This is a genomic window from Corynebacterium sp. c24Ua_83, assembly GCF_039907245.1.
Classification (GTDB): Bacteria; Actinomycetota; Actinomycetes; order Mycobacteriales; family Mycobacteriaceae; genus Corynebacterium.
The window spans coordinates 1-24,707 of the sequence record NZ_JASBOI010000022.1; the positions used below are offsets into that span (position 1 = coordinate 1).

A 24,707-nucleotide genomic window follows, 5' to 3' on the forward strand; every position below is an offset into this window, starting at 1 on the left:
TATAGAGCCATATTGGAGCGCCGACCCCGATACGTTTGAGGTATGGCTCGGAAGATTGCCGGGCGGAAGTCTGTTGAAAGCTAAGGAGTACCCGCAATGAAGACTTACACACGCGCGGCATTGGCAGCAGTCCTGGCTTTGTCTCTCGGCGGTTCCCTAGCATCATGCAACATGAGCACTAACGAAGACGCCGAACGGGCCATGCAGGAAGCCTCGGAAGGCTCAGGTGGCTCGGAAATGGCCGGTGATGAGGATCTTTCCTATGCCGACATGTCGGAGGAGGACTTTGCAGCGAAGGCCGCAAAGACCGTCGAGGAATTCATTCAAACCAACTTTGATTCCGCTTTGGTCAAGACAATCGAAAGGCTCCCCGACGAGGATAAGGAGCTGCTCAAGCGGGCTAACACGGTGGCCAACGTCGAGAAGCTCTCCAACGAAGAGAAGGATGAACTCTTCGAAGTAGCCGACAAGGTGTACAACGTGCGTCACTTCATCGCGGGGGTTGATGACATGAGCGATGAAGACCGCGGTGCGGTAGTTGTTGGTCTGAATTACAGCCTCGACGGTGTCTGGCGGTTTTTTGGTGGCCACGGCGCGATGGAGGTGAAGGCACATCCGGAGAAGGCGAAAGTCGATAGTGCTCGTACGAAGGTGGAGTTCCCGATGGGTTCCCTCGAAATGCACATGCACGGCATCGAGGCGAGTCAGCAGGAGCCCCTTGCCGTTGTCGTGGACGGCGGCCAGCTTCGCATTCATGGCCAGTACCTCATCGACATTGCGCACGAGGCCAAGGACGGGACGATGACTCGTACTCATTCCAAGAACGGCGTTACCACGACGGAGAAGGAGCAGATGACCCTGTTCGAAAACTAGGTCAATTATGCTGTGGGGTATGAACCCGCAGGATGCTCAAGAGCTTTTCACCGAAAGAACCCCTCGCATTGTCAACGCAGCCAAACTCCACCGGGCGGCTGCGCGCAAGAAGGCGGGGGTTTTCCTTGTGGAGGGGGAGAACAGCGTAGAGGCCGCCATTGCCACCGGAAGTGCCACGGACGTTTACGTCACGCTGGCCGCCGCGGAGCGCTTCGAGCCGATTATCCGCACCGCCGGCTACCTCAATATTTACGTGCACTACATCACGGACAAGGCGGCCAAACACCTTTCTGATACCGCCACGACTACAGGTTTGTTTGCCGTGTGCAAGCCGGTGCTGTGGTCTGTCGGTAAGGTATTGACGCCCCAGCCTCGGCTGGTGAGCGTCCCAGTGGAAACCAACGACCCCGGCAATGCGGGCACCCTGATTCGTGTGGCCGATGCCATGGGCGCGGATGCCGTGGTGTTCGCCGGGGAGACTGTCGACCCGCAGTCGTGCAAGGCCGCTCGCGCCTCCGCCGGCTCGCTGTTCCACGTGCCGGTGGCCCGCTCCACCAACGTGAAGGACGTGCTGGGGCAACTGCGTGCCCAGGGGCTGCAGATTCTCGCCACCGCGGCCGACGGGGAGGTCAGCCTGGATGATGCGGGGGAGATCCTCACCAAGCCCACTGCGTGGCTGTTCGGTAATGAGGCGCACGGGCTGAGCGAGGAGTTGCTGGCCGAGGCGGACCTGCGAGTTTCCATCCCGATCCGCGGGCGTGCGGAATCCCTCAACCTTGCCACTGCGGCCTCCATCTGCATGTATGAATCGTCCCGCATCCAAGCGGCGTCCCGTGAGGCTGCCGGGGGAGCAGTCGAAGACTGATAGCCCCAACTCGGTGCGGCAGTGGGCCAGCCGGGTATTATTAACGAGGTTAAGCCGTGCACGTAGAAAGAGGAGCGCACTGAAGTGACGGATTCCGCGGACACTCCCCAGGTAGAGCTTTCGGAGCAGGGGCTCAACGCCGCAGCAGACGCAGCCGAGAAGGCCTTTGCCGAGGCTGCAAATCTGGAGGAACTGGCGGCCGCTCGCCGCGAGCACCTGGGCGATGATGCCCCCATTCCGGCCGCCCGCCGTAGCCTGGGCAGCCTGCCGAAGGATCAGCGCAAGGATGCTGGTCGCCTGGTGAACATGGCACGGGGGCGCGTCGAAAAGCGCTTCGCCCAGGTCAAGGCCGAACTCGAGCGCAAGCGCAACGAGGAAGTCCTGCGCGCCGAGCGCATCGACGTCACCGAGCCGACTACCCGCGGCCAGCGCGGCGCCCAGCACCCGATCACCATTCTGTCCGAGCAGATCGCCGACATCTTCGTCGGCATGGGCTGGGAGATCGCCGACGGCCCGGAGGTCGAGGCCGAGTACTTCAACTTCGACTCCCTGAACTTCATCCCGGACCACCCCGCGCGCACGCTGCAGGACACCTTCCACATCGCTCCGGAAGGTTCTGGCCAGGTGCTGCGCACCCACACGTCTCCGGTGCAGATGCGCACGATGCTCTCCCGCGACCTGCCGATCTACATTGCCTGCCCGGGCCGCGTGTTCCGCACCGATGAGCTGGACGCCACCCACACCCCCGTGTTCCACCAGGTCGAAGGGCTGGCCGTGGATAAGGGCCTGACGATGGCGCACCTGAAGGGCACGCTGGACCACCTGGCCAAGACCCTCTTCGGCGAGGAGGCTAAGACCCGCATCCGCCCGAACTACTTCCCGTTCACTGAGCCCTCCGCCGAGGTGGATGTCTGGTTCGCCGACAAGAAGGGCGGCGCTGGCTGGATCGAGTGGGGCGGCTGCGGCATGGTCAACCCGAACGTCCTGATCGCCGCGGGCGTGGATCCGGAGGAGTACTCCGGCTTCGCCTTCGGCATGGGCATCGAGCGCACCCTGCAGTTCCGCAACGGCCTGCCCGACATGCGCGACATGGTGGAGGGCGATGTGCGCTTCACCCTGCCGTTCGGCGTGCGCCGCTAGAGAAACTTACAACCCCAGAGCAACAGAGCACCCCAGAGCACCCCATCTAAAGCCCCAATCAAGGATCTTTCGAAAACATGCTTATTTCCCAGTCGTGGCTGACCCGAATCCTGCAGACCTCCAACCCGCAGTGGAGTGTGAGCGCCGAGGAGTTCGACGCCGGCTTCGTCCGCGTTGGCTTCGAGACCGAGGGGTACGAGGCGATCCCTGAAACCACTGGCCCGCTGGTGATCGGTCGCGTCGAGAAGATCGAGGAACTCACCGAGTTCAAGAAGCCGATCCGTTACTGCGACGTGAACGTCGGCCAGGCCAACGGCACCGGCGAGCTGCAGCACATCATCTGTGGCGCACGGAACTTCGCCGAGGGCGACAACGTCGTCATCGCCCTGCCCGGCACGGTGCTGCCCGGCCCGTTCGAGATCTCGGCGCGTAAGACCTACGGCAAGATCTCCGAGGGCATGATCTGTTCTGCGATGGAGGTGGGCCTGGCCAGCCAGCAGAACGCGGGGATCATGACTATTTCTGACGCCGATCTGGCCAGCGCCAACCTCAAGGTAGGCGACGACGCGCGTGGGCTGCTGGGTTTGCAGGACACTATCTTCGACGTGAATATCACCCCGGATCGCGGCTACGCACTGTCGGCCAGGGGACTCGCCCGCGAGTTGGCGTCCAGCTTCGACCTGCAGTTCCGCGACCCGGCGCAGGATCCGGCAGCAGCGGCGATGCGCAACGACCTTTTCGCCGGCCTGCCCGGCACCGACGGCGAGGTGCAAGCGCTGAAGGTCGACGAGGACACGAAGTGCTCCAAGTTCGGCATGCGCAAGGTCACCGGCATCGATCCACAGGCGGAATCCCCGCTGTGGCTGCAGCGCGAGCTGATGCTGTGCGGCCAGCGCCCCGTGAACCCGGCGACGGACGTGACGAACTACGTGATGTTCCTGCTGGGCCAGCCGATGCACGCCTTCGACGCAGATAAGGTCACCGGAGAGCTGCACGTTCGCTTGGCGACGAAGGGGGAGAAGCTGACCACGCTGGATGACGTGGAGCGCACCCTCGACCCGGAGGACGTGGTGATCTCCGACGAGTCCGGTACCCAGTCGCTGGCTGGCGTGATGGGCGGCTCGACCTCCGAGATTTCCGACACGACCACCAACGTGCTGTTCGAGGCCGCGCACTGGGATCAGATCACCGTGGCCCGCACCTGCCGCCGCCACAAGCTTTCCTCCGAGGCCTCCCGCCGCTTCGAGCGCGGCACGGACGCCGCCATCATCGAGGACGCGCTGGACTTTGCCGTCGCACTGCTGGTGAACATCGCTGGTGGCCAGGTGGAGGAGGGGCGCACCCTGGTCGGTGCGGTCCCGGAGATGCCGATGATCACCATCCACACCTCCCTGCCGGGCAAGACCGCGGGCAAGATCTACCCGGACGGCACCACCATTTCCCGTCTGCGGGAGGTCGGCTGCGAGGTGCACGAGACCGGTTCCCGTGACGATAACGGTGCCCGCGAGATCGAGGTCACCCCGCCGACCTGGCGCCCGGACCTGACGATGCCCGCCGACCTGGTGGAGGAGGTCCTGCGCCTGGAGGGCCTGGAGGACATCCCCTCTATCGTCCCGACCGCCCCGGCCGGCCGCGGCTACACCCCGCGCCAGCGGATGCGCCGCAACGTGGGCCAGGCTCTGGCCTGGGCGGGTTACGCAGAGATCCTGCCTACCCCGTTCATCGCCAACGACGTGTTCGACGTCTGGGACCTGCCAGCGGATGACCCGCGCCGTCTGACGGTGAAGGTGCAGAACCCGCTGGAGAGCGACTACGCCTGCATCGGCACCACGCTGTTGCCGTCCATGATCGAATCCCTGCGCCGCAACGTCACCCGTGGCCAGCGCGACGTAGCCCTCTACGGTGTGGAGCAGGTATCCGTTCCGAAGACTGACAAGCCGTTCTCTCCGATGCCTTCTGTGAAGCAGCGCCCGGGCGCAGAGGAGCTGCAGGAAGTGCTGGATTCCCTGCCCGCTCAGCCGCTGCACGTTGCCGTTGTGGCTACGGGTAACCGTCAGCTGCAGGGCACCTGGGGCGAGCCGGAGGCATTCACTGCGGCGGACGCCATCGAGTCCGCCCGCGTGGTCGCCCGTGCCGCCGGCGTGGAGATCACCGTGCGCAACGCGGAGTACCTGCCGTGGCACCCGGGCCGCTGCGCTGAGATCCTGGTGGGCGACAAGGTCGTTGGCCACGCAGGCGAGCTGCACCCGCAGGTCTGCGAGCGCGCGGAGCTGCCGCCGCGCACCGTGGCCATGGAGATGAACCTGGATGAGCTGCCGTTGGAGGAGACCTTCCCGCGCCCGGTGCTGTCCGCTTTCCCGGCGGTGCTGCAGGACATCGCGGTCGTCGTTGACGAGGCCACCCCGGCCCAGGACGTTGAGGATGCCCTGCGCGCTGGCGCTGGCGAGCTGTTGGAGGAGATCCGACTGTTCGACGTCTACCACTCCGAGTCCCTGGGCGAGGGCAAGCGCTCGCTGACCTTCAGCCTGCGTTTCCGCGCACCCGACCGCACCCTGACGGAGGAAGAGGCCAGCAAGTCCCGCGAGGCCGCCCTGCAGTCCGCCACCGAGAAGGTGGGTGCGCAGCTCCGCGCCTAACTGCATAATTCCCATAAACCTGAATAATTTGCACTTTGGGCTTAAATAGGGCAGAATCGTCCTATGTTGAAAATTGCAGTAGCAGGCGCCAGTGGGTACGCGGGTGGCGAGGCTCTTCGCCTCCTATTGAATCACCCCGGCTACGGCGTGGACTTCGAAATCGGTTCGTTGACTGGCGGTTCCAACGCGGGCACGCGATTCGGCGAACTCAACCCCGGGCTGCCCGCCCTGGCGGATCGCGTGCTCGAGGAGACGACGGAGGACGTTCTTCGCGGGCATGACGCTGCAATTCTGGCCCTCCCGCACGGGGTGTCCGCCGCCCTGAACCTGCCGGAATCCATGAGGATCGTGGACTGCGGCGCGGACTACCGTCTGAAGAACGCCAACCATTGGGCGCGCTTCTACGGCACCCCGCACGCCGGCACCCGCACCTACGGCATCCCGGAAATGCCGGGTCGCAGGGAGGAGATCGCGGCCACCAACTACGTCGCCGCCCCCGGTTGCTTCCCGACCGGCGCCACGATGGCCCTCATGCCCGCCATCGCCAGTGGCCTGATGGCCCCGCAGATCAGCGTGGTTTCCGTCACCGGCACCACCGGCGCTGGCAAGAAGGCCGCCGTGAACCTGCTGGGTTCGGAGACCATGGGTAACCTGCGCGCCTACGGCGTGGGCACCCACCGCCATGCCCCGGAGATCAAGCAGAGCGTGGAGGAGCTGCTGGCTCCCGGCTACTCCTCGGACGACGTGCACGTGACCTTCACCCCGGTGTTGGCCCCGCTGACCCGTGGCATCCTCACCACCGTCACCGCTCCCGCGCGTGGTCAGGCGAGCGATATCCGCCGAGCCTACGAGAAGTTCTGCGCCGACGAGCCCTTCCTGCACCTGCTGCCGGAGGGACAACAGCCGGAGGTCAAGAGCGTCGTCGGCTCCAACATGGTGCACATTCAAGTAGAAGTCGCCGATGGCATGGTCATCGCCACCAGCGCCATCGATAACCTCACCAAGGGCACCGCAGGTGCCGCCATCCAATGCCTCAACCTGATGTTCGGTTGGGAAGAAACCGCGGGACTCCCGCAGACGGGGCTCTGATTCGTAAGCCATGACCAGCGCAGACAAGAACAATTCGGATACCAGCACTGCCCAAGGTTCCTCTGCGGACCTCGGCGTGACCGTTCCCAAGGGCTTTAGCGCCGCAGCCGTGACGGCGGGGATCAAACCCTCCGGCAAGTCGGATATGGCTCTGATCCGAAACGACGGGCCCGATGCCATCGCCGCCGCCATGTTCACCCGTAACCAGGTCACCGCCGCTCCGGTTCGCTACACCAAGGCGAACAACGACGGCACCTTCCACGCCGTCGTGGTTAACTCCGGCAACGCCAACGCCTGCAACGGAGCCCAGGGTGACAAGGATGCGCGCGTGACCGCTGAGAAGGCCGCCGAGCTGCTGGGATGCCAGCCCAGCGACATTGCCGTGTGCTCCACCGGCCTGATCGGCGACGTGCTGCCGATGGATAAGGTCCTCGCCGGAGTCGACGAACTCGCCGGCAAGCTCGACCAGTCCATTACCGCCGGCAACGATGCCGCCCGCGCCATCATGACCACCGACCTCGTCGCTAAGGAAGCCGTTTACCACGGCGAAGGCTGGTCCATCGGCGCCATGGGCAAGGGCGTCGGGATGATGGCCCCGTCGCTGGCTACGATGCTCGTGTTTATTACTACGGACGCCCACCTTCCCAGCGCCGACATGGCCCACGAGGCCCTGGCGGGCGCTACCCCGACAACCTTCGACTGCATCGACATCGACGGTGCGACCTCCACCAATGACACTGTGCTGCTGATGGCCTCCGGCGCTTCCGGCATCACCCCGGACGCGGAGGAATTCAACGCTGCGATCCACCAGGTGTGCCTCGATATCGCGATGCAGCTACAGGCGGACGCTGAGGGCGTCACAAAGAGAGTGTCCATCACCGTCGGCGGCGCAGAAACGGACGCGGACGCACAGACCGCAGCGCGCGTCATCGGCCGCGACAACCTGTTTAAGTGCGCGATGTTTGGCTCCGACCCGAACTGGGGCCGCGTGCTGGCTGCCGTGGGCATGGCGCCGGTGAAGATGAACGCGGAGGCCATCAGCGTGTCCTTCAATGGACACCCGGTGTGCATCAACTCCACGGGCGCTCCCGGTGCCCGCACGGTGGATCTTTCCGGCTCCGACATCGCCGTCGAGGTGGACCTCGGTGTGGGCGAGGGGCGTGCGACGGTGTGGACGACCGACCTGTCGTACTCCTACGTGGAGATCAATTCGGAATACTCAACCTAGTTCATTCAGCTCGCCCAGCTCGCCCAGAGCAACTCGCACAACGGATCTACCAGGAAACACACCAATGAACCCCAAGCACACTCCCATCGATACCACCGGGCTGACCCCCGAGATGCGCAGCCACGTGCTGGCAGAGGCCCTGCCGTGGCTGCTGCACTACCGCGACAAGATCGTGGTGGTGAAGTACGGCGGCAACGCCATGATCGACGAAGACCTGAAGCGTGCCTTCGCCGCCGACATGGTCTTCCTGCGTGCCATCGGTGCTCGCCCGGTCGTGGTGCACGGCGGCGGACCCCAGATCAACGAGATGCTGAAGACCGTCGGCCTGGAAGGCGAGTTCAAGGGCGGCTTCCGCGTGACCACCCCGGAGGTGATGGAGTACGTCCGCATGGTGTTATTCGGCAAGGTCGGCCGCGAGCTGGTCGGGCTGATCAACGAGCACGGCCCCTACGCCGTCGGCGCCTCGGGCGAGGATGCCGGGCTGTTCACCGCCTCTAAGCGCAAGGTCACGATCGATGGGGAAGAGGTCGACCTGGGCCGCGTGGGGCAGATCGAGCACGTCGACGCCGAAAGCCTGATCGACCTCATCGACGCCGGCCGCATCCCCGTGGTCTCCACGGTCGCACCGGATGACCAGGGGCGGATCTACAACATCAACGCAGACACCGCCGCCGGCGCGCTGGCCGGTGCCCTGGGGGCCGAGAGGCTCGTGATGCTCACCAACGTCAAGGGCCTGTACACCGACTGGCCGAACAAGGAATCGCTGGTGTCCAGCCTGACCCCGGAGCAGCTCTCCGACCTGCTGCCCAACCTGGACTCCGGCATGGTACCGAAGATGGAGGCCTGCCTTGACGCGCTGCGTAGCGGCGTGCAGGCCGCGCACGTCATCGACGGCCGTATTCCGCACTCCGTAATCTTGGAGCTGATGACCACCGGCGGTATCGGCACCATGATCTGCCCCGCAGGCTGGGAAGACGTCACCAGCCCCGACATCAACTATCGGGAGGATCTCCCATGACCCAGAACCAAGAGAACCCAACCAACGACTGGCAGGGCCACTGGAACGCCGCGCTGTTCGAAACCTACGGCACCCCGCCGCGCGAGCTGGTCTCTGGCCGCGGCACCATCGTCACCGACGCGGAGGACAACGAGTACCTCGACCTGCTGTCCGGCATCGCCGTGAACGCTCTGGGGCACGCTCACCCTGCCATTGTGGACGCCGTGACGAATCAGATCGCCACGCTCAGCCACACGTCTAACCTCTTCGCCCACCCGCAGGTGATCAAACTCGCCGAGCGGCTGAAGGGCCTGCTGGGGGAGCAGAGCGGAGAGGCTGCCGAGGCGGCGGCCGGTGCCCGCGTGTTCTTCTCCAACTCCGGCGCCGAGGCCAACGAGGCCGCCTTCAAGATCGCCCGCGCCACCGGCAAGACCAAGATCCTGGCCGCCGAGCGCGGCTTCCACGGCCGCACCATGGGCGCCCTCGCCCTGACCGGCCAGCCGGACAAGCAGGAGCCCTTCAAGCCCCTGCCCGGTGGCGTGGAGTACTACCCCTACGGCGACATCGAAGCCTTGCGGGAAATGGCAGACGACGACACTGCCGCGATCTTCCTGGAGTCCATCCAGGGCGAAACCGGCGTGATCCCCGCCCCGGACGGCTTCCTCGCCGCCGTGCGGGAACTGTGTGATGCCCACGACATACTCATGGTCGTTGACGAGGTACAGGCCGGCATGGGCCGCACCGGCAAGTGGTTCGGCTTCCAGCACGAGGCCGGGGTGCTGCCGGACGTCATCACCATGGCCAAGGGGCTGGGCGGCGGACTGCCGATCGGCGCCACGCTCGCCCTGCCGAAGGCGCAGCTGCTGGCCAAGGGGATGCACGGAACGACCTTCGGCGGCAACCCCGTCGTCTGCGCGGCCGCGAATGCCGTCATCGACACGATCGAGTCCGAGGACCTGCTGGACAACGTCGCCACCCAGTCGCAGGCAATCCGCGACGGCCTGGCCGACCACCCGAGTGTGCAGACCATCCGTGGCCGCGGGCTGATGCTCGGCATCGTCCTGGATGCGCCCCTTAACCTGGATCCGCTGGACTACGGGCTGATCATCAACAAGCCCCAGCCCGACGTGATCCGCCTGGTCCCGCCGCTGAATATCTCGGCGGATGAGGTGCAGCGGGGCGTCACAAAGATTAGACAGATGCTGGACGACAACCGCGCGCAGAACCAGTAACCACAGAAAGAACGGAAGACACCACATGACAAACCTGCACCTGCAGAAAAAGGGGCCGCTGCGCCACATGCTGGCCGACGACGACCTCACCCCGGAAGAGCAAGCCGAAGTGCTGGCGCTGGCCGAGGAACTGAAGGACAACCGCTACGGCAACGGCTACCGCAACCTGCTGGAGCGCCGCTCCGTCGCCGTGCTGTTCGACAAGACCTCTACGCGCACGCGCTTTTCTTTTGACGCCGGCATCACCGAGCTGGGCGGCAACGCCATCGTCGTGGACAGTGGAAGTTCGCAGATGGGGAAGGGGGAGACCTTCCAGGACACCGGCGCGGTACTGTCCCGCTACGTCACTGCGATTGTCTGGCGCACCGGCGCGCACGACAACCTCCACCAGATGGCGGAGACCGCGGGCGTGCCGATCGTCAACTCCCTATCCGATGACTTCCACCCCTGCCAGATCCTCGCCGACCTGGTGACCATCAAGGAGCACAAGGGCGAGCTCAAGGGGCTGAACGCGGTGTACTTCGGCGACGGTGCGAACAACATGGCCAACAGCTACATGCTGGGCTTCGCCACGGCGGGAGTGAACATCACGATCGCAGCGCCGGAGGGCTTCCAGCCGGAGCCGCAGTTCGTGGAGCGCGCCAAGAAGCGCGCCGAGCTGACCGGCGCGACCGTGACCGTCACCGACAAGGTGGACGCCACGGGGGCGGACGTGGTGATCACCGACACCTGGCTGTCCATGGGCCAAGATGCCTCCGAAGACCGCAGCGCGCTGCGGGCCTACCAGGTGGACGAGAAGCTGATGGGCACCGCCAAGGACGATGCGATCTTCCTGCACTGCCTGCCGGCCTACCGCGGCAGCGAAGTGACGCCGGAGGTTATCGACGGGCCGCAGTCGGTGGTATTCGACGAGGCGGAAAACCGCCTGCACGCACAGAAGGCGCTGCTGGTATGGCTTCTTCGCTGACCCGCACAGCCCGGCAGGACATGATCGGGCGGATCATCGGCGCCGAGAAGGTCGGCAGCCAGCGCGAGCTGCTGGGGATCCTGGTGAACCGCGGCATCGACGTCACCCAGGCCACCCTGTCACGCGACCTGGTGGACCTCGGGGCGAAGAAGGTGCGCGTGGGCGGGGAGGTTTACTACTCCCTGTCCGACGATGTGCGTGTGGATGGGCCGGACAAGCTGCGGCGCGTCCTGGCCGAGCTGCTGGTCGACCACGACCACTCCGGAAACATCGCCGTACTGCGCACCCCACCCGGCGCCGCACAGTACCTGGCCAGCATCCTGGACCGCTCGGACGTAAACCGAGTGGTGGCCACCATCGCCGGCGACGACACAGTGTTCGTCCTGGCGCGGGAGCCACTTAACGGCAAGGAGCTGGGGGAGTATTTCTTCCAGCTGGCACATAGCTAAAATCGAATAACGGATACAACAACTAGAACGCAAGAAGAGTTTCGAAGGGAAGCTTAGAAGAATGAAGGATCGCGTAGTACTCGCATACTCCGGCGGGCTGGATACCACCGTGGCCATCAGCTGGATTGCCAAGGAGCGCAACGCAGAGGTCGTCTGCGTCTCCATCGACCTGGGTCAGGGCGGCGAGGACATGGAGACCGTCCGCCAGCGCGCCCTCGGCGCTGGCGCCGTGGAGTCCATCGTCGTGGACGCCCGCGACGAGTTCGCCAACGACTACTGCCTGCCGACCATCAAGGCCAACGGCATGTACATGAAGGAGTACCCGCTGGTCTCCGCGATCTCCCGCCCGCTGATCGTCAAGCACATGGCGGATGCAGCCAAGGAGCACGGCGGCACCGCCGTCGCCCACGGCTGCACCGGCAAGGGCAACGACCAGGTCCGCTTCGAGGTTGGCTTCGCTAACACCGCCCCGGACCTGGAGATCATCGCCCCGGTCCGCGACTACGCCTGGACCCGCGAGAAGGCCATCGCCTTCGCCGAGGAAAACGGCATCCCGATCGAGCAGTCCAAGTCCTCACCGTTCTCCATCGACCAGAACGTATGGGGCCGCGCTGTGGAGACCGGCTTCCTGGAGGATCTGTGGAACGCCCCGACCAAGGACGTTTACGCCTACACCGAGGATCCAGCTCTGGGCCAGGCTCCGGATGAGGTCATCATCTCCTTCGAGTCCGGCGTGCCGGTGGCCATCGACGGCAAGAAGGTCACCGTCCTGGAGGCCATCGAGGAACTGAACCGCCGCGCAGGTGCGCAGGGGGTCGGCCGCCTGGACATGGTTGAGGACCGCCTGGTGGGCATCAAGTCCCGCGAGATCTACGAGGCTCCGGGCGCCATGACCCTGATCCGTGCCCACGAGGCTCTGGAAGCCGTCACCGTCGAGCGCGAGCTGGCCCGCTACAAGCGCGGCATCGACGCAGAGTGGTCGAACCAGGTCTACGACGGTCTGTGGTTCAGCCCGCTGAAGCGCTCCCTGGATGCGTTCATCGATTCCACCCAGGCCCACGTCACCGGCGACATCCGCCTGGTGCTGCACGCGGGCTCCATCACCGTCAACGGCCGCCGCTCTGGCAAGTCCCTGTACGACTTCAACCTGGCTACCTACGACGAGGGCGACTCCTTCGACCAGTCCATGGCCCGCGGCTTCGTGGAGCTGCACGGCCTGTCCTCCAAGATCGCCTCCAAGCGCGACCTGGCCAACTAGGCACTGGCTAACTAGGCAATCGGCCAACTAGAGCAGAAAGGCACACCCAAACATGACCACCGAGGCACACGGCACGAACGAAGGCGCCCTGTGGGGCGGCCGATTCTCCGGCGGACCGACTGAGGCGATGGCCGCCCTGTCGAAGTCCACGCACTTCGACTGGGTTCTGGCCCCCTACGACGTGCTGGCCTCGCAGGCTCACGCGCGGGTGCTGCACAAGGCCAATTTGCTGAGCGACGAGGACTTCGACACGCTCATCGCCGGCCTGCAGAAGCTGGGCGAGGACGTGGCCGATGGTTCCTTCGGCCCCGAGCCCAGCGACGAGGACGTCCACGGTGCGATGGAGCGCGGCCTGATTGATCGCGTTGGACCCGAGGTCGGCGGCCGCCTGCGTGCGGGCCGTTCTCGCAACGACCAAGTGGCCACCCTGTTCCGCATGTGGGTGCGCGACGCGATCCGCGACATCACCGCGGGCGTACTCGACGTCGTCGACGCGCTGGTCGTCCAAGCCGACCGCCACCCAGAGGCCATCATGCCTGGCAAGACGCATTTCCAGGCCGCCCAGCCGGTGCTGCTGGCCCACCAGCTGCTGGCGCACGCACAGCCGCTGCTGCGCGACGTGCAGCGTTTCCAGGATCTGGATAAGCGCCTGGCAGTGTCCCCGTATGGTTCCGGTGCGCTTGCGGGTTCCTCCCTGGCGCTCGACCCGGAGGCCATCGCGGAAGAGCTCGGCTTTGACTCTGCTGCGGATAACTCTATTGACGCCACCAGTTCCCGCGACTTCGCCTCTGAGGCAGCGTTTGTGTTTGCCCAGGTGGCGGTGGATCTCTCTCGCCTGGCGGAGGAGATCATCGCCTGGTCCACCCCGGAGTTCGGCTACGTCACGCTGGCCGATGAGTGGTCCACCGGCTCGTCGATCATGCCGCAGAAGAAGAACCCGGATGTTGCCGAGCTGATGCGCGGCAAGACCGGCCGCCTGATCGGCAATGCTACCGGCCTGCTGGCCACCCTGAAGGCAATGCCGCTGGCCTACAACCGCGACCTGCAGGAGGATAAGGAACCCATCGCTGATTCCGTCGCCCAGCTGAACCTGCTGCTCCCGGCGATGGCTGGCCTGGTCGGTACCCTGACGTTCCACCCGGAGCGTCTGCGCGAGCTCGCCCCGGCGGGCTTCACTCTGGCCACGGACTTGGCGGAGTGGATGGTTCGCCAGGGTGTGCCCTTCCGCGTGGCGCACGAGGCCTCCGGCTCTTGTGTCCGCATTGCGGAATCCCGTGGCGTGGACCTGGTGGACCTCACCGACGAGGAGCTGGCAGGCGTGCACGAGGCCCTGACCCCGGAGGTGCGCGAGGTGCTGACCATCGACGGCGCAGTCGCTTCCCGCGCTACTCGTGGCGGTACCGCCGGAGTGCGCGTGGCCGAGCAGAAGGAGCGTGTGCGCGAGGCCGCCGCTGCCGACCGCAAGTGGGCAGAGAAAACCCGCCTGGTCTAAAAGTCAGCGGGTTTAGATCCCGACCCCGTGTTCATTCGCCCCGCCGGGCAGGTTGTGCAAACGCACTCCCTGCCCGGCGGCGTGCTGTGCAAAGCGGTCGACGAAGCTCGCGGAGCGCTTGCTGGACGCGCAATAAACCACTGCGTCCATGCTTCCCTCTGCGTTGCTGTCCTCGGCGGCAAGACTCTCAATCAGCTGCTCGGCCAGCTCCGGCTGCTCGCTCCATACGGTGGTGGGCAGGTGGTAGCCCGGGTGTTCAGCAAAGGACGGCAGGTCCTTGATGGCCTTCTCACCCGGCTCGCGCACGTCGATGGCAACCGCCGCGCCGTCGGCGAGGTCACGCAGCAGGGAAGCGGCCGTTTCTTCTTCTACCGCGCTATCTCCAGCCGTATCAACCGCGCAGCTCGACATGTCCTCCTCCACGATCTCGGTGACCGGCTGCCGCTGGGGGTCTGCGGCCACGTTGAAGTGCTGGATGTTGGCCGTGAGGGCGTCATAAATATGCAACCGCCCCACCTGCTGCGCGCGAGCTTCCGGGGCTCGCAGGAATTTAATGGTCTCCGTGGCCATCAAGCCGGCGACCACAGAGGTCGTCACGCCTAGCACTCCGGCTGTCGCGCAGTCCGGCACGCTGTCGGGGTCCGGCTGGGAGGGGTAGAGGTCGCGCATGCCAACGCCCCGGCCACCCGGCTCGGCGCTAGTGTCAGCGCCGGGGCCGGACCACCAGACGGCCACGTCGCCGCGGTAGCGCAGGACGGAACCCCAGACCAGGGGAGTGCCGGTGGCCTCAGCGGCATCGGCGGCCAGGAACTTCGTGGCGAAGGTATCCGACCCGTCGATCAGCACGTCCACGCCTTCTAGCAGTTCGGCGGCGTTGTCGGCGCGCAGGCGCCCGTGGATTCCGTGGAAGATCAAACCGGGCTGCAGCTCCCGCAGGCGTTCCCCGGTGACCTCCACCTTTGGGCGGCCGACGTCACTGGCGCCGAAAAGGATCTGCCGGTGGATATTCGTGATGTCCACCGTGTCATCGTCGATGACGGAAATCTCGCCGACTCCCGCCGCGGCCAGGGCCTGCATCAAGGGACATCCGAGCCCGCCCGCGCCGATCACCAGCACGTGTGCCTCATGCAGACGCTCCTGCTCGCGCAGACCGTGGCCCGGCAGGATCGTCTGCCGGGCGACGCGCTTCAGCTCCTCGGCAGGCAGCGTGGTGTAGTTGGTGGTGTAGTCCCCAAGCATCACAGCACCTCGTCGGCCCAGCCATCCCAGCTGGCCAGGCCGTCGAAGCTAGAGGAGGCCAACGCACCCTGGGCGTGCGTGCGCTGCGGGATGCGCCCCGCCTCACGCGCCAGTCGGCCGGCCTCCACGGCCGCCTTCATGGCGTGTGCCATCGCCACCGGGTCCTGGCAGCGGTTCACCGCGCTGGCCAGTAGCACGCCGTCGCACCCCAGCTCCATCGCTAGCGCCGCGTCGGAGGCCGTGCCCACGCCCGCGTCCAGCAGCACCGGAACCTGGGCGCGTGAGCAGATCAGCTCAATGTTGTGCGGGTTCAGGATCCCCAGGCCCGTGCCGATGGGGGAGCCCAGCGGCATGACCGCGTGCACGCCCACGTCCTCCAGCCGGCGGGCGACCACCGGGTCGTCGCTGGTGTAGGCCAGCACTACGAAGCCCTCGGCCACTAGCATCTCGCAGGCATCCACCAGCTCCACCACGTCGGGCAGCAGCGTGTGGTCGTCGGCGATGACCTCGACCTTCACCCAGTTAGTACCCAGTGCCTCGCGTGCCAGCTGGGCCGTCAGCATCGCATCGCGGGCGGTCTGGCACCCGGCGGTGTTCGGCAGTACGTCGATGCCCAGGCGGTTCAGCAGCTCGAATACGCTCTCGCCGCCGCCGGTGGTCTTGGCGCTGTGGCGGCGCATCGCCACCGTGGTCAGTTGCGTGCCGCTGGCCACCAGCGCTTCCTCCAGCAGTGACTGGCTGCTGGCTCCGCCGGTGCCCATGACAAGGTGGGAATCGAATTCCTTATCCTCGATCTTCAGCATGATCTTGTCCTCTAGCCGTCTTTAACCGCCCTGGACGGCGATCAGGATGTCCACCGCGTCGCCGTCCTCCAGCGTGCGCCCCCATTCACTTGCCGGAACCACGGAGCGGTTCACCGCCACGGCAACGCCTTTCGCCCCCTCGTTCTCGGAAGCTTCGTGCCCCGTCTCCGCAGCCACGACCTCCGCCACGCTCGGTGCTTTGTCGGCCGACCGTGGCTCGTCATTCACCGTGTAGTTCATCAATACTCCTTAGGTCTTGCTTAGGCATGCCGCAGCGGCGCGCAGCTCGCTAGGTCTATCTCTGGGTCCATCTCTGCTTCCAACGCAGACACCGGTTGGCCCATTCCCAGCGCTGCCCCCACTGTAGCCCCCAGTGCGGACAGCAAAATTCCGTGGCGGAAGTAGCCCGTGGAAACCACCAGTTTTTCGCCGACTTTCCCCAGGTAGGGGAGGTCATCCGGCGTGCCGGGGCGCTCGCCGGTGATCGCTTCGATAAATTCGCACTCCTGGATTCCCGGCACAATCCGGATCGCATCGCGCAGCAGCGTGTACACCCCGTCCACCGCGGGGCCGCGTCGAGAGTCCTCGCGGCTGGTCGCGCCCACGGCGATCGTGCCGTCGGTTCGCGGGATGATGTACACCGGCCGATCTTCCACGAACGCCCGGATCACGCGTCCCACGGGTGCCTCCATCCCTTCCGGCACGCGTAGCCGCAGCATATCGCCGCGCACGGGGCGCAGCTTCAGCGGCGACTTTTCGCCCTCGTACCAGCCGCGCACCTGCCCGGCGCCCAGCCCGTTGCACAGGTACACCATGTCGCCCGTGTGCGTCGCCGCATCGGTGGTCACGGTGCCGTCCTCGATGCGGCTCACTCGCTCGCCGAGGATCGCCACCCCCATGTTCCGCAGCGCATCCAGCAGCGCCGCGCAGTACATACGGGGGTTCACCTGGTGGTCGCCGGGGATCTCGACCACGCCGGATAGCTGCGGACTGAGCCCCCACTCGGCCTTGCGTGCCTGGCGCAGCGGCAGTCGCTGCACCTCCATGCCGTGGCCGTGCTGGTGCTCGGTCAGCTCGGTGAGGTGCCGCGCGTCCGCCCGGTCCGCCCCCACCACGAAGGTCGATTCTGTTCTGTGGCCGGTGCTTAGGGAGGTCTTTTCGCCCAGCCGTTGCAGCAGGTCGTCGTACAAGTTTTTGGACGCCACCATCAGCGGGTACAGAGGCTCCTGCTTATACTGCACCTCTGCGACCGGGGCCAGCATGCCGCCTGCGACGAAGGAGGCCCCGCTCATCGGGGCGGGGTCGATCACCGCCACCGCGGCCGGATTTGCCCCGAGGTCCACCAGCTTAAAGGCGGTGGATAGGCCCACGATCCCCGCACCCACCACAATGTGGTCATAGTGCTGGGAACTAGCGGTGCTGGGATTAGTCACTTCTATTCACTTCCTTCTGGGCGGGTTGCAAGCGGTGGGCGTCACGAAGAAAAACCAGTGAGCACCTGCTGGGCCGTGGCGCGTGGGTCGGGCGAGTTCATGAATCCGCGGACGATCGCAACTCCCGCCACGCCCGTGGCGGCCAGGTCGGCGGCATCCTCCGCGCGCACGTCGCCGATGGCGACAACCGGCACGCGCGAGGCCTCCACCAGCGCGGGATAGCCCTCCAGCCCCAGCGGCTCGCGGCCGGAATCCTTGGTAGGGGTGGGACGGAAAGGCCCGGCGCCGATGTAATCGATCACGTCGGCATATTCGTTGGCCTGCTGAACCAGGGGCAGGGTGCCGGTGGTCAGCCCGATGATGGCATCCTTGCCCAGCACTTGGCGCGCCAGGCGCGGGTCCAGGTCGTCCTGGCCGATGTGCACGCCGTGGATGTTGTGTTCCGGCATGAGGGCAGCCGCAACGTCCACGCGGTCGTCAATCAACACCCGTGTAGCCGGGTTGGCCTTCTGCACCGCGGCGGCGACCTCAATCGCAAGCGCCGTCAAGTCGCGTACGCTGATCGGTTTGCTGCGCACCTGCACCACACCCGCGCCACCGGCGGCTGCGGCGGCGGCCACGTCCACGACCTTCTCGTGTGGGGTGCCCGTGACCAGATAGCAGCGCAGATCCAAGTTAGCGCTCACCGTGCGCTGCCGCCTCCTTCTGCAGATCCTCGGCGACTTCCTTCGCCTCGTCGCGGTTCAAGTACAGCTGGGAGCCTGCGCGGCGGAATTCCTCGGCCATCTCCTCCTCGCCCGCGGCGTTGAGGCCGTCTACGCCGTCTACGCTCTGGCGGCCGAAGCCCGGCAGGCCCAGATCCTTGACCAGCGACTGCTTTTGGTCGGTGGCCAGCGCCTCGTCGATCTCGTCGCCGAAGGCATCGCGGATGTCCTGGCTGATGCGCATGGAGCAGAACTTCGGGCCGCACATGGAGCAGAAGTGCGCGGTCTTCGCCGGCTCCGCAGGCAGCGTTTCGTCGTGGTACGCCTGCGCGGTGTCCGGGTCCAGGGAGAGGGCGAACTGGTCGTGCCAGCGGAACTCGAAGCGGGCCTTACTCATGGCGTCGTCCCACTCGTGGGCGTCCGGGTGGCCCTTGGCAACATCGGCTGCGTGGGCGGATACCTTGTAGGTGATCACGCCGGTCTTTACGTCGTCCTTGTTCGGCAGGCCCAGGTGTTCCTTCGGGGTGACGTAGCACAGCATTGCGGTGCCGCCCATGGCGATGTTCGCCGCACCGATGGCGGAGGTGATGTGGTCGTAGCCCGGAGCGATGTCCGTGACCAGCGGCCCCAGGGTGTAGAACGGTGCGCCGCCGCACCATTCCTGCTCCTTTTCGTTGTTGACCTGCACCATGTTCAGCGGCACGTGGCCGGGGCCTTCCACCATGACCTGCACGTCGTACTCCCAGGCCCGGTGGGTCAGCTCGCCGATGGTCTTCAGCTCTGCGAACTGGGCTGCGTCGTTGGCGTCCGCGATGGAGCCGGGGCGCAGGCCGTCGCCCAGGGAGAACGCGACGTCGTACTTGGCGAAGATCTCGCACAGCTCGTCGAAGTTCTCGTAGAGGAAGGATTCCTTGTGGTGCGCCAGGCACCAGCCGGCCATGATGGAGCCGCCGCGGGAGACGATGCCGGTGACGCGCTTGGTGGTCAGCGGCACGAAAGGCAGGCGCACGCCTGCGTGGATGGTCATGTAGTCCACACCCTGCTCGCACTGCTCGATGACGGTATCGCGGAAGATCTCCCAGGTCAGGTCCTCGGCCACGCCATCGACCTTCTCCAAGGCCTGGTAGATCGGCACCGTGCCGATCGGCACCGGGGAGTTGCGCAGGATCCACTCGCGGGTGGTGTGAATGTCGTTACCGGTGGATAGATCCATCACGGTGTCCGCTCCCCAGCGGGTAGCCCAGCGCAGCTTGTCCACCTCTTCGCGGATGGAGGAGGTGACGGCGGAGTTACCGATGTTGGCGTTGATCTTCGTGGTGAAGGCGTTGCCGATGATCATCGGCTCGGACTCCGGGTGGTTGACGTTGTTCGGGATGATGGCCTTGCCGGAGGCCACCTGCTCGCGGACCTTCTCCACGTCGCAGTGCTCGCGCAGTGCCACATACTCCATTTCCGGGGTGATGATGCCCTGGCGGGCGTAGTGCATCTGGGTGACGCGCTTGCCCTCCTTGGCCCGCAGAGTCGGGCGGGTGGAGCCCTTCCATTCCTCACTGGCCTCGCCGCGCTTGACCGCGCGGTTGCCGTCGTCCAGCAGGTTGCGGCGGCGGCCTTCGTAGGCCTCCACGTCGCCGCGGGCTTCGATCCACTCGCTACGCAGGCCCTCCAGCCCCTTGGTCGGCTCGGCCCACGGGCCACGAGTGCGGTAGATGCGGACTGGCTCGTTCGGGCCGGTCGGGGAGTCGTCCAGCTGGATCTCCGTCTCCGGTACCTGCAGCGTGAAGGTCTTGCCGAAGGATTCCACGGTCTTCTCGATGGGGGCGAAGCTGTGCTTTGGGTGGATCTCCGCCGCGTACTCGTCGGTGGGGGTGGTGTTTTGGGTAGACGTATCCGTCATAAAGACTCTCCTGACTCTTCCTTCGCTGGTTCTAACCAGACAGGTTCTAGCGGTACTCGCGCGGGCTTCAGCGCGATCTCAGCCCGATACCTCGGGCGCCCGTGTTCGGTTGTGCTCCCCACTGTAACGCACCGCTCACAGCCGTGTAGTTCTGGCCTGAATAGTTTCCGATTCGGTTGTTGGATTTGTCCTGAAAAGCACCTGTGTCTGCAATATGATCAGCCCTATGGCGACCCCGTATCCCAGTAGCTTGAACAGCACTGGTAAGAAAAAGAGCCCCATAAAGTTCCTTCTTGTTGTCATCTTGCTGCTGATTGCCGCGGGTGCCTACGTAGTCGGCTCGGGGGATTTCCTTGACAGCTTCAAAAAGCTGGGCGGGAAGTCCTTCGATACCAGCAAGCCGCTAAAGATCGTTGCCGCCACGGAGCTGACGGACATGGAGCCGTTTGTCCATCAGGCTTCTTCGGACCTGGGGTTCGACATTGAAATGGAGTACGACAGCGGCACGCTCGTCAACACTCGTAACCTGGATGATGGTGCGTATAGGGATAAGTATGACGCCACTTGGTTTGCAACCAACGCCTTTGCCAAAGCCCAGGGCATAACTTCGCAGGGTGAAGATCACAGCATTGCCCGTTCGCCGGTAGCTCTGGGGCTCAAGCAGGACGTGGTGGATCGCCTGGGGTGGCGCAACAAGGACATCAAGTGGGCGGACATCGCTGATGCCGCAGCGCGTGGCGACCTGACTTTTGGCATGACGGATCCGCAGGAATCCAACTCCGGTTTCCTTGCCCTCCTTTCGGTAGCCGCGGAGTTCAGCGACTTCACTCCTGGGCAGGCTTTCGATTCCTCGAAGGTGACCATGGACGAGCGCCGTATGGAGGACTTTTTCTCCGGCCAGACGATCACCTCCGGGTCTTCCGGCTGGCTACGGGACACTTTCGTGAAGAACCCGGGTAAGGCCGACGGCATCTTCAACTATCAGGCAGTTTTGCAGTCGATGAAAGAAAGCGACAACGTCGACATCGAGGTATTCGTCCCCGGTAATGCCGCGGGCGCTGCGGATTACCCCATCTCGGCACTTCGGAACCCCGGTGATCAGAAGGCCGATGAGGATGCTCAGGCGAAAGTCGAGGCCCTGGCAGATTGGTTTAGGGAGCACAGCGTGGAGGTAGGGGAGAAGACCCACCTGAACGTCTGGGGCGAGGACGCAGAGAACAAGGGCATACAGCGCTACTACGAATACCCGAAGTCCGAGGACCAGCTTGTCTCACTCGTTAGCCTGTATCGGGATCAACTGCGCCGACCAGCGGATAGTAACTTCCTGCTGGATACTTCTGGTTCGATGCGGGGCAACCGCTTGGCGGATCTAAAGAACATTCTGAATAAGCTCATTGACGGCACCGCCGGCGAAAGCAATAACCCGAAGGGGTTCACCCGCCGAGAGACGATTACCCTCATGCCTTTTAGCAGCAAGGTTGCGGACGGGTACACGCAGGAGAACTACGACCCGGACAATGCACAGCAGAAGCAGGACCTGCGGGGTTACGTGAACGGCCTGCAGCCGCGCGGTGAGACCGCGATTTATGACGCCGTGTTGCGCGCCTACGACCGTGCGGGCGAGGGCGGTACCCTGAATTCGATTGTGCTGATGACCGATGGCGAGTCGAACTCTGGCACGAGTCGCCAGGACTTCATCACAAGGATGACTCACAAGATGGCCGAGACTAACCACAAGATCCCGGTATTCGTGATCCTGTACGGTGAGGCCAGCGAGGAGGAGATGAACTTCTTGGCGAACTTCACCGGTGGCAAGGTCTTCAACGCGCGTGGCGGTGACCTGGCCAAGGCGTTCGAAGAGATCCGCAGCTACCAATAAGGCCAGAACGCAGACCATTAGTTTGGACCACAGACCGTTAGTTTGAAAGAAGCCGTGAACTCTAAGTACTCCCTAAAGATCATCGTCGCGCTTGTCGTGTTCGTCGCCGTGGCTGTCGCCCACGCTGCGGTGGGTCTGGGTTCTTTATGGATAATCATGGCGGGGGCCCTCGCTGGTGCCGCCGGCGTCTTGACGCCCGAGCGACAACCACAAGAGGCACTGGAGGCGCCGTCGAAAACCAGTCCGGTTGCTTCTCCTGTTGAGTCTCTGCAGGAAATGCGCACCCGGATCAAGCAGCTAAAGCAATCCATAAAGCTTTCCGGCGAGCAACGGCAGGAGTTTTTCGCGGATCTGGATCTCTTCTTCCGTACCTGCAGGGATGTCGTCCATGAGTGGGATCACCTGGCAGCGGATTCTCTACAGGAAGAGAAGGTCCGCCGTATTATGGATGTCTATTTTCCGGAAACCTGCAGGATCCTGGAGGAGATGCCGACGGCAGCGCATGGGCAGGCAGTTGAAGACTTTCGCGCATCGCTGGCTGTCTTGCAGACTGAGATCGACGAGGTCCACCAGGCGATCCTGCGGGATAACCTCCGAGAGCTGAAGGACAATCGCACATTCTTGGAGCTGCAGTTCGGGGTATTAAAAGACCCCGACGAACAAAGCTAGTAACCATTGGGCGGCGTAGGGGGGCGTCACTAAGAAAGAAGCGTAAGCCACCGGCTAGAGTAGACAGCATGATTGACCAGAAGCTCCTAGAGATCCTCGCGTGCCCCATCGACAAGCAGCCGCTGGAGGATCACGGTGACTATTTGGTGAACCCCCGCCTGAACAAGGCCTATCCGGTGCAGGACGGCATCCCGGTACTGCTGGTCGAAGAAGCTAAAGACTGGCCCGTTAAGTAGCAACGCACAAAGAACACAGAAGAGAAGCGAGAACGAGCACGCATGAGCGACAACAAGAACATCATCGACGAGCTGCAGTGGCGCGGCCTGATTAACCAGTCGACGGACCTGGAGGCGCTGAAGGAGGCCACGCAGAACCCCATCACGCTGTACTGCGGTTTCGACCCGACGGGCAGCTCCCTGCACGCGGGCCACCTGGTGCCGCTGATTATGCTGAAGCGCTTCCAGCAGTTCGGCCACCGTCCGATCACCCTGGCCGGCGGCGCAACCGGCATGATCGGCGACCCTCGCGACGTGGGCGAGCGCTCCATGCTCACCGAGGAGCAGATCGGTGAGAACATGGTGGCCATCAAGAAGCAGCTAGAGGCATTCGTCGACTTCACCGAGGACAGCGATGTGGATAGCCCGGCCGTGATGGTGAACAACGCGGACTGGATCAGCCAGATGAACGTCATCGAGTACCTGCGCGATGTCGGCAAGAACTTCTCGCTGAACACCATGTTGGACCGCGATACCGTGAAGCGTCGCCTGGAATCCGACGGCATTTCCTACACCGAGTTTTCCTACATGCTGCTGCAGGCCAACGACTACGTGCACCTGCACAACGAGTTCGACTGTGTGCTGCAGATCGGTGGCGGCGACCAGTGGGGCAACATCGTTTCTGGTGTGGATCTGAACCGCCGTGTGAACGGCGCCAAGGTGCACGGCCTGACGGTTCCGCTGGTGACGGACGCGGAGGGCAACAAGTTCGGCAAGTCCACCGGCGGTGGCAAGCTGTGGCTGGATCCGCAGCTGACCAGCCCGTACTCCTGGTACCAGTACTTCATTAACGCGGGCGATACCGTGGTGATCGACTACCTGCGTTGGTTCACCTTCCTTTCCCAGGAGGAGATCGCGGAGCTGGAGCGCAAGGTCGCCGAGGAGCCCTACAAGCGCGAGGCGCAGCGTGTTTTGGCCCGCGAGATGACCACTCTGGTGCACGGTGCAGCTGCCACCGAGGCTGTGGAGCTGGCTGCCCAGGCGCTGTTCGGCAAGGCTGAGCTGCAGGATCTGGACGAGCCTACCCTGGCTTCCGCCCTGCAGGAGACTGAGGTTGCCGAGGTTGGCACCGATGCCACCATCCTGGATCTGCTCGTCGAGTCCGGCCTGGAGAAGTCCAAGGGTGCCGCCCGCCGCACCGTCGGGGAGGGTGGCGCTTACGTGAACAACCAGCGCATCGAGGACATCGAGTGGTCCCCGTCCACCGACGATCTGCTGCACGGAGAGTGGCTGGTGTTGAGGAAGGGCAAGAAGCGTTTCGCCGGTGCGCGCGTAGGTGCTTCTTCTTAGTGACGCCACCCGCACGGCCTGTATGCGCTAAACCGATCCCTTGGTAGTTGCATTTTCCTGCTTCTACCAGGGGATTTGTGTCTTTCTTGGCGTTGGGTGTACATTAATTCAAGTCGCCGAGAGCGAGCGGGGAAATAAAACCGGCTCGAGAGGCTCGGTGTGCGTAGGTTGTTTGAGAACTCAATAGCGTGATGAACCAAGTTTAGATACTTTGTTGACCAACCTTTGTGTTGATTCTGATGCATTGTATGTCTTTATCACTTTTGTGACTTGTTTCAGTGCTCCACCAGTTCGC

Annotated in this window: 22 protein-coding genes and 1 riboswitch; of the genes, 16 read left to right on the forward strand and 6 right to left on the reverse strand. The window is 64.4% G+C overall.

Features of this window, described 5'->3' with window-relative positions; translation table 11 throughout:
• Positions 1–171 precede the first annotated feature (171 nt).
• From QKE30_RS09875 to argH, 12 genes are all read left to right on the forward strand, one after another.
• Complete coding sequence (locus QKE30_RS09875; protein WP_347934694.1) at positions 172–873, forward strand: hypothetical protein; 702 nt, start codon at positions 172–174, stop codon at positions 871–873.
• 7 nt (positions 874–880) lie between these two features.
• Positions 881–1,738 carry an RNA methyltransferase gene (locus QKE30_RS09880; RefSeq protein ID WP_347934695.1) on the forward strand — a complete coding sequence of 286 codons (858 nt, stop codon included), beginning with the start codon at positions 881–883 and terminating at the stop codon, positions 1,736–1,738.
• Positions 1,739–1,822: 84 nt separating this feature from the next.
• The gene (gene pheS / locus QKE30_RS09885; RefSeq protein WP_011273440.1) at positions 1,823–2,878 is read left to right on the forward strand and encodes a phenylalanine--tRNA ligase subunit alpha; all 1,056 of its coding nucleotides are present in this window, start codon (positions 1,823–1,825) and stop codon (positions 2,876–2,878) included.
• 77 nt (positions 2,879–2,955) lie between these two features.
• Positions 2,956–5,514, forward strand: coding sequence for a phenylalanine--tRNA ligase subunit beta (gene pheT, locus QKE30_RS09890; RefSeq protein ID WP_347934696.1), 2,559 nt, complete (start codon positions 2,956–2,958; stop codon positions 5,512–5,514).
• A 63-nt stretch (positions 5,515–5,577) separates the two neighbouring features.
• Positions 5,578–6,603, forward strand: coding sequence for an N-acetyl-gamma-glutamyl-phosphate reductase (gene argC, locus QKE30_RS09895; RefSeq protein ID WP_347934697.1), 1,026 nt, complete (start codon positions 5,578–5,580; stop codon positions 6,601–6,603).
• Positions 6,604–6,613: 10 nt separating this feature from the next.
• Entirely contained in the window at positions 6,614–7,831 is a 1,218-nt protein-coding gene (gene argJ / locus QKE30_RS09900; protein ID WP_347934698.1) for a bifunctional glutamate N-acetyltransferase/amino-acid acetyltransferase ArgJ, read from the forward strand.
• Positions 7,832–7,895: 64 nt separating this feature from the next.
• Positions 7,896–8,849 carry an acetylglutamate kinase gene (argB, locus tag QKE30_RS09905; RefSeq protein ID WP_035005705.1) on the forward strand — a complete coding sequence of 318 codons (954 nt, stop codon included), beginning with the start codon at positions 7,896–7,898 and terminating at the stop codon, positions 8,847–8,849.
• Positions 8,846–10,060 carry an acetylornithine transaminase gene (locus tag QKE30_RS09910; RefSeq protein ID WP_347934699.1) on the forward strand — a complete coding sequence of 405 codons (1,215 nt, stop codon included), beginning with the start codon at positions 8,846–8,848 and terminating at the stop codon, positions 10,058–10,060. Before argB ends, QKE30_RS09910 begins: the two co-directional genes overlap by 4 nt.
• A 25-nt stretch (positions 10,061–10,085) precedes the next feature.
• Entirely contained in the window at positions 10,086–11,027 is a 942-nt protein-coding gene (argF, locus tag QKE30_RS09915; RefSeq protein ID WP_347934700.1) for an ornithine carbamoyltransferase, read from the forward strand.
• Entirely contained in the window at positions 11,012–11,476 is a 465-nt protein-coding gene (gene argR, locus QKE30_RS09920; protein ID WP_011273446.1) for an arginine repressor, read from the forward strand. The genes argF and argR overlap by 16 nt, the downstream gene beginning before the upstream one ends.
• Before the next feature lie 61 nt (positions 11,477–11,537).
• Positions 11,538–12,734 carry an argininosuccinate synthase gene (locus tag QKE30_RS09925; protein ID WP_347934701.1) on the forward strand — a complete coding sequence of 399 codons (1,197 nt, stop codon included), beginning with the start codon at positions 11,538–11,540 and terminating at the stop codon, positions 12,732–12,734.
• A 52-nt stretch (positions 12,735–12,786) separates the two neighbouring features.
• Positions 12,787–14,226 (forward strand): argininosuccinate lyase, encoded by a 1,440-nt coding sequence (gene argH / locus QKE30_RS09930; protein WP_347934702.1) that lies wholly within the window; start codon positions 12,787–12,789, stop codon positions 14,224–14,226.
• A 12-nt stretch (positions 14,227–14,238) separates the two neighbouring features.
• On the opposite strand, the gene QKE30_RS09935 is transcribed toward argH, so the two are convergent.
• The 6 genes from QKE30_RS09935 to thiC form a co-directional block, all read right to left on the reverse strand.
• A complete protein-coding gene (locus tag QKE30_RS09935) occupies positions 14,239–15,465 on the reverse strand; it encodes a ThiF family adenylyltransferase (RefSeq protein WP_347934710.1) in 1,227 nt (408 codons plus the stop codon).
• Entirely contained in the window at positions 15,465–16,268 is an 804-nt protein-coding gene (locus tag QKE30_RS09940) for a thiazole synthase (RefSeq protein WP_347934703.1), read from the reverse strand. Before QKE30_RS09940 ends, QKE30_RS09935 begins: the two co-directional genes overlap by 1 nt.
• A gap of 21 nt (positions 16,269–16,289) precedes the next feature.
• Positions 16,290–16,508, reverse strand: a complete 219-nt coding sequence (gene thiS / locus QKE30_RS09945; protein WP_293818462.1) for a sulfur carrier protein ThiS — start codon at positions 16,506–16,508, stop codon at positions 16,290–16,292.
• Positions 16,509–16,528: 20 nt separating this feature from the next.
• Positions 16,529–17,701: a glycine oxidase ThiO gene (thiO, locus tag QKE30_RS09950; protein ID WP_347934704.1), complete on the reverse strand. Its 1,173-nt coding sequence runs from the start codon at positions 17,699–17,701 to the stop codon at positions 16,529–16,531.
• Positions 17,702–17,742: 41 nt separating this feature from the next.
• Positions 17,743–18,387: a thiamine phosphate synthase gene (locus QKE30_RS09955; protein WP_347934705.1), complete on the reverse strand. Its 645-nt coding sequence runs from the start codon at positions 18,385–18,387 to the stop codon at positions 17,743–17,745.
• On the reverse strand, positions 18,377–20,299 hold the full coding sequence (thiC, locus tag QKE30_RS09960; RefSeq protein ID WP_347934706.1) for a phosphomethylpyrimidine synthase ThiC: 1,923 nt from the start codon (positions 20,297–20,299) through the stop codon (positions 18,377–18,379). Before thiC ends, QKE30_RS09955 begins: the two co-directional genes overlap by 11 nt.
• A riboswitch (TPP riboswitch) is annotated at positions 20,299–20,412 on the reverse strand. It overlaps the preceding gene by 1 nt.
• A gap of 113 nt (positions 20,413–20,525) precedes the next feature.
• Here thiC and QKE30_RS09965 point away from each other — a divergent pair.
• The 4 genes from QKE30_RS09965 to tyrS all read left to right on the forward strand — a co-directional run bounded on the left by QKE30_RS09965 (position 20,526) and on the right by tyrS (position 24,412).
• A complete protein-coding gene (locus QKE30_RS09965) occupies positions 20,526–22,178 on the forward strand; it encodes a VWA domain-containing protein (RefSeq protein WP_347934707.1) in 1,653 nt (550 codons plus the stop codon).
• Between the two features lie 54 nt (positions 22,179–22,232).
• On the forward strand, positions 22,233–22,847 hold the full coding sequence (locus QKE30_RS09970) for a hypothetical protein (RefSeq protein ID WP_347934708.1): 615 nt from the start codon (positions 22,233–22,235) through the stop codon (positions 22,845–22,847).
• 68 nt (positions 22,848–22,915) lie between these two features.
• Positions 22,916–23,083 carry a Trm112 family protein gene (locus tag QKE30_RS09975; protein WP_005295682.1) on the forward strand — a complete coding sequence of 56 codons (168 nt, stop codon included), beginning with the start codon at positions 22,916–22,918 and terminating at the stop codon, positions 23,081–23,083.
• A gap of 42 nt (positions 23,084–23,125) precedes the next feature.
• Entirely contained in the window at positions 23,126–24,412 is a 1,287-nt protein-coding gene (gene tyrS / locus QKE30_RS09980) for a tyrosine--tRNA ligase (protein WP_347934709.1), read from the forward strand.
• Positions 24,413–24,707: the final 295 nt, after the last annotated feature.

Excerpts from the sequence above, each read along its gene's own strand:
- argB (WP_035005705.1), top strand. The coding sequence starts at position 7,896 with ATGAACCCCAAGCACACTCCCATCGATACCACCGGGCTGACCCCCGAG.
- QKE30_RS09965 (WP_347934707.1), top strand. The coding sequence starts at position 20,526 with ATGGCGACCCCGTATCCCAGTAGCTTGAACAGCACTGGTAAGAAAAAG.
- QKE30_RS09935 (WP_347934710.1), bottom strand. The coding sequence starts at position 15,465 with ATGCTTGGGGACTACACCACCAACTACACCACGCTGCCTGCCGAGGAG.
- pheT (WP_347934696.1), top strand. The coding sequence starts at position 2,956 with ATGCTTATTTCCCAGTCGTGGCTGACCCGAATCCTGCAGACCTCCAAC.
- QKE30_RS09910 (WP_347934699.1), top strand. The coding sequence starts at position 8,846 with ATGACCCAGAACCAAGAGAACCCAACCAACGACTGGCAGGGCCACTGG.
- QKE30_RS09875 (WP_347934694.1), top strand. The coding sequence starts at position 172 with ATGAGCACTAACGAAGACGCCGAACGGGCCATGCAGGAAGCCTCGGAA.
- thiC (WP_347934706.1), bottom strand. The coding sequence starts at position 20,299 with ATGACGGATACGTCTACCCAAAACACCACCCCCACCGACGAGTACGCG.
- QKE30_RS09940 (WP_347934703.1), bottom strand. The coding sequence starts at position 16,268 with ATGCTGAAGATCGAGGATAAGGAATTCGATTCCCACCTTGTCATGGGC.
- argH (WP_347934702.1), top strand. The coding sequence starts at position 12,787 with ATGACCACCGAGGCACACGGCACGAACGAAGGCGCCCTGTGGGGCGGC.
- QKE30_RS09925 (WP_347934701.1), top strand. The coding sequence starts at position 11,538 with ATGAAGGATCGCGTAGTACTCGCATACTCCGGCGGGCTGGATACCACC.
- argR (WP_011273446.1), top strand. The coding sequence starts at position 11,012 with ATGGCTTCTTCGCTGACCCGCACAGCCCGGCAGGACATGATCGGGCGG.
- argF (WP_347934700.1), top strand. The coding sequence starts at position 10,086 with ATGACAAACCTGCACCTGCAGAAAAAGGGGCCGCTGCGCCACATGCTG.
- tyrS (WP_347934709.1), top strand. The coding sequence starts at position 23,126 with ATGAGCGACAACAAGAACATCATCGACGAGCTGCAGTGGCGCGGCCTG.
- thiS (WP_293818462.1), bottom strand. The coding sequence starts at position 16,508 with ATGAACTACACGGTGAATGACGAGCCACGGTCGGCCGACAAAGCACCG.
- argJ (WP_347934698.1), top strand. The coding sequence starts at position 6,614 with ATGACCAGCGCAGACAAGAACAATTCGGATACCAGCACTGCCCAAGGT.
- QKE30_RS09975 (WP_005295682.1), top strand. The coding sequence starts at position 22,916 with ATGATTGACCAGAAGCTCCTAGAGATCCTCGCGTGCCCCATCGACAAG.
- argC (WP_347934697.1), top strand. The coding sequence starts at position 5,578 with ATGTTGAAAATTGCAGTAGCAGGCGCCAGTGGGTACGCGGGTGGCGAG.
- QKE30_RS09880 (WP_347934695.1), top strand. The coding sequence starts at position 881 with ATGCTGTGGGGTATGAACCCGCAGGATGCTCAAGAGCTTTTCACCGAA.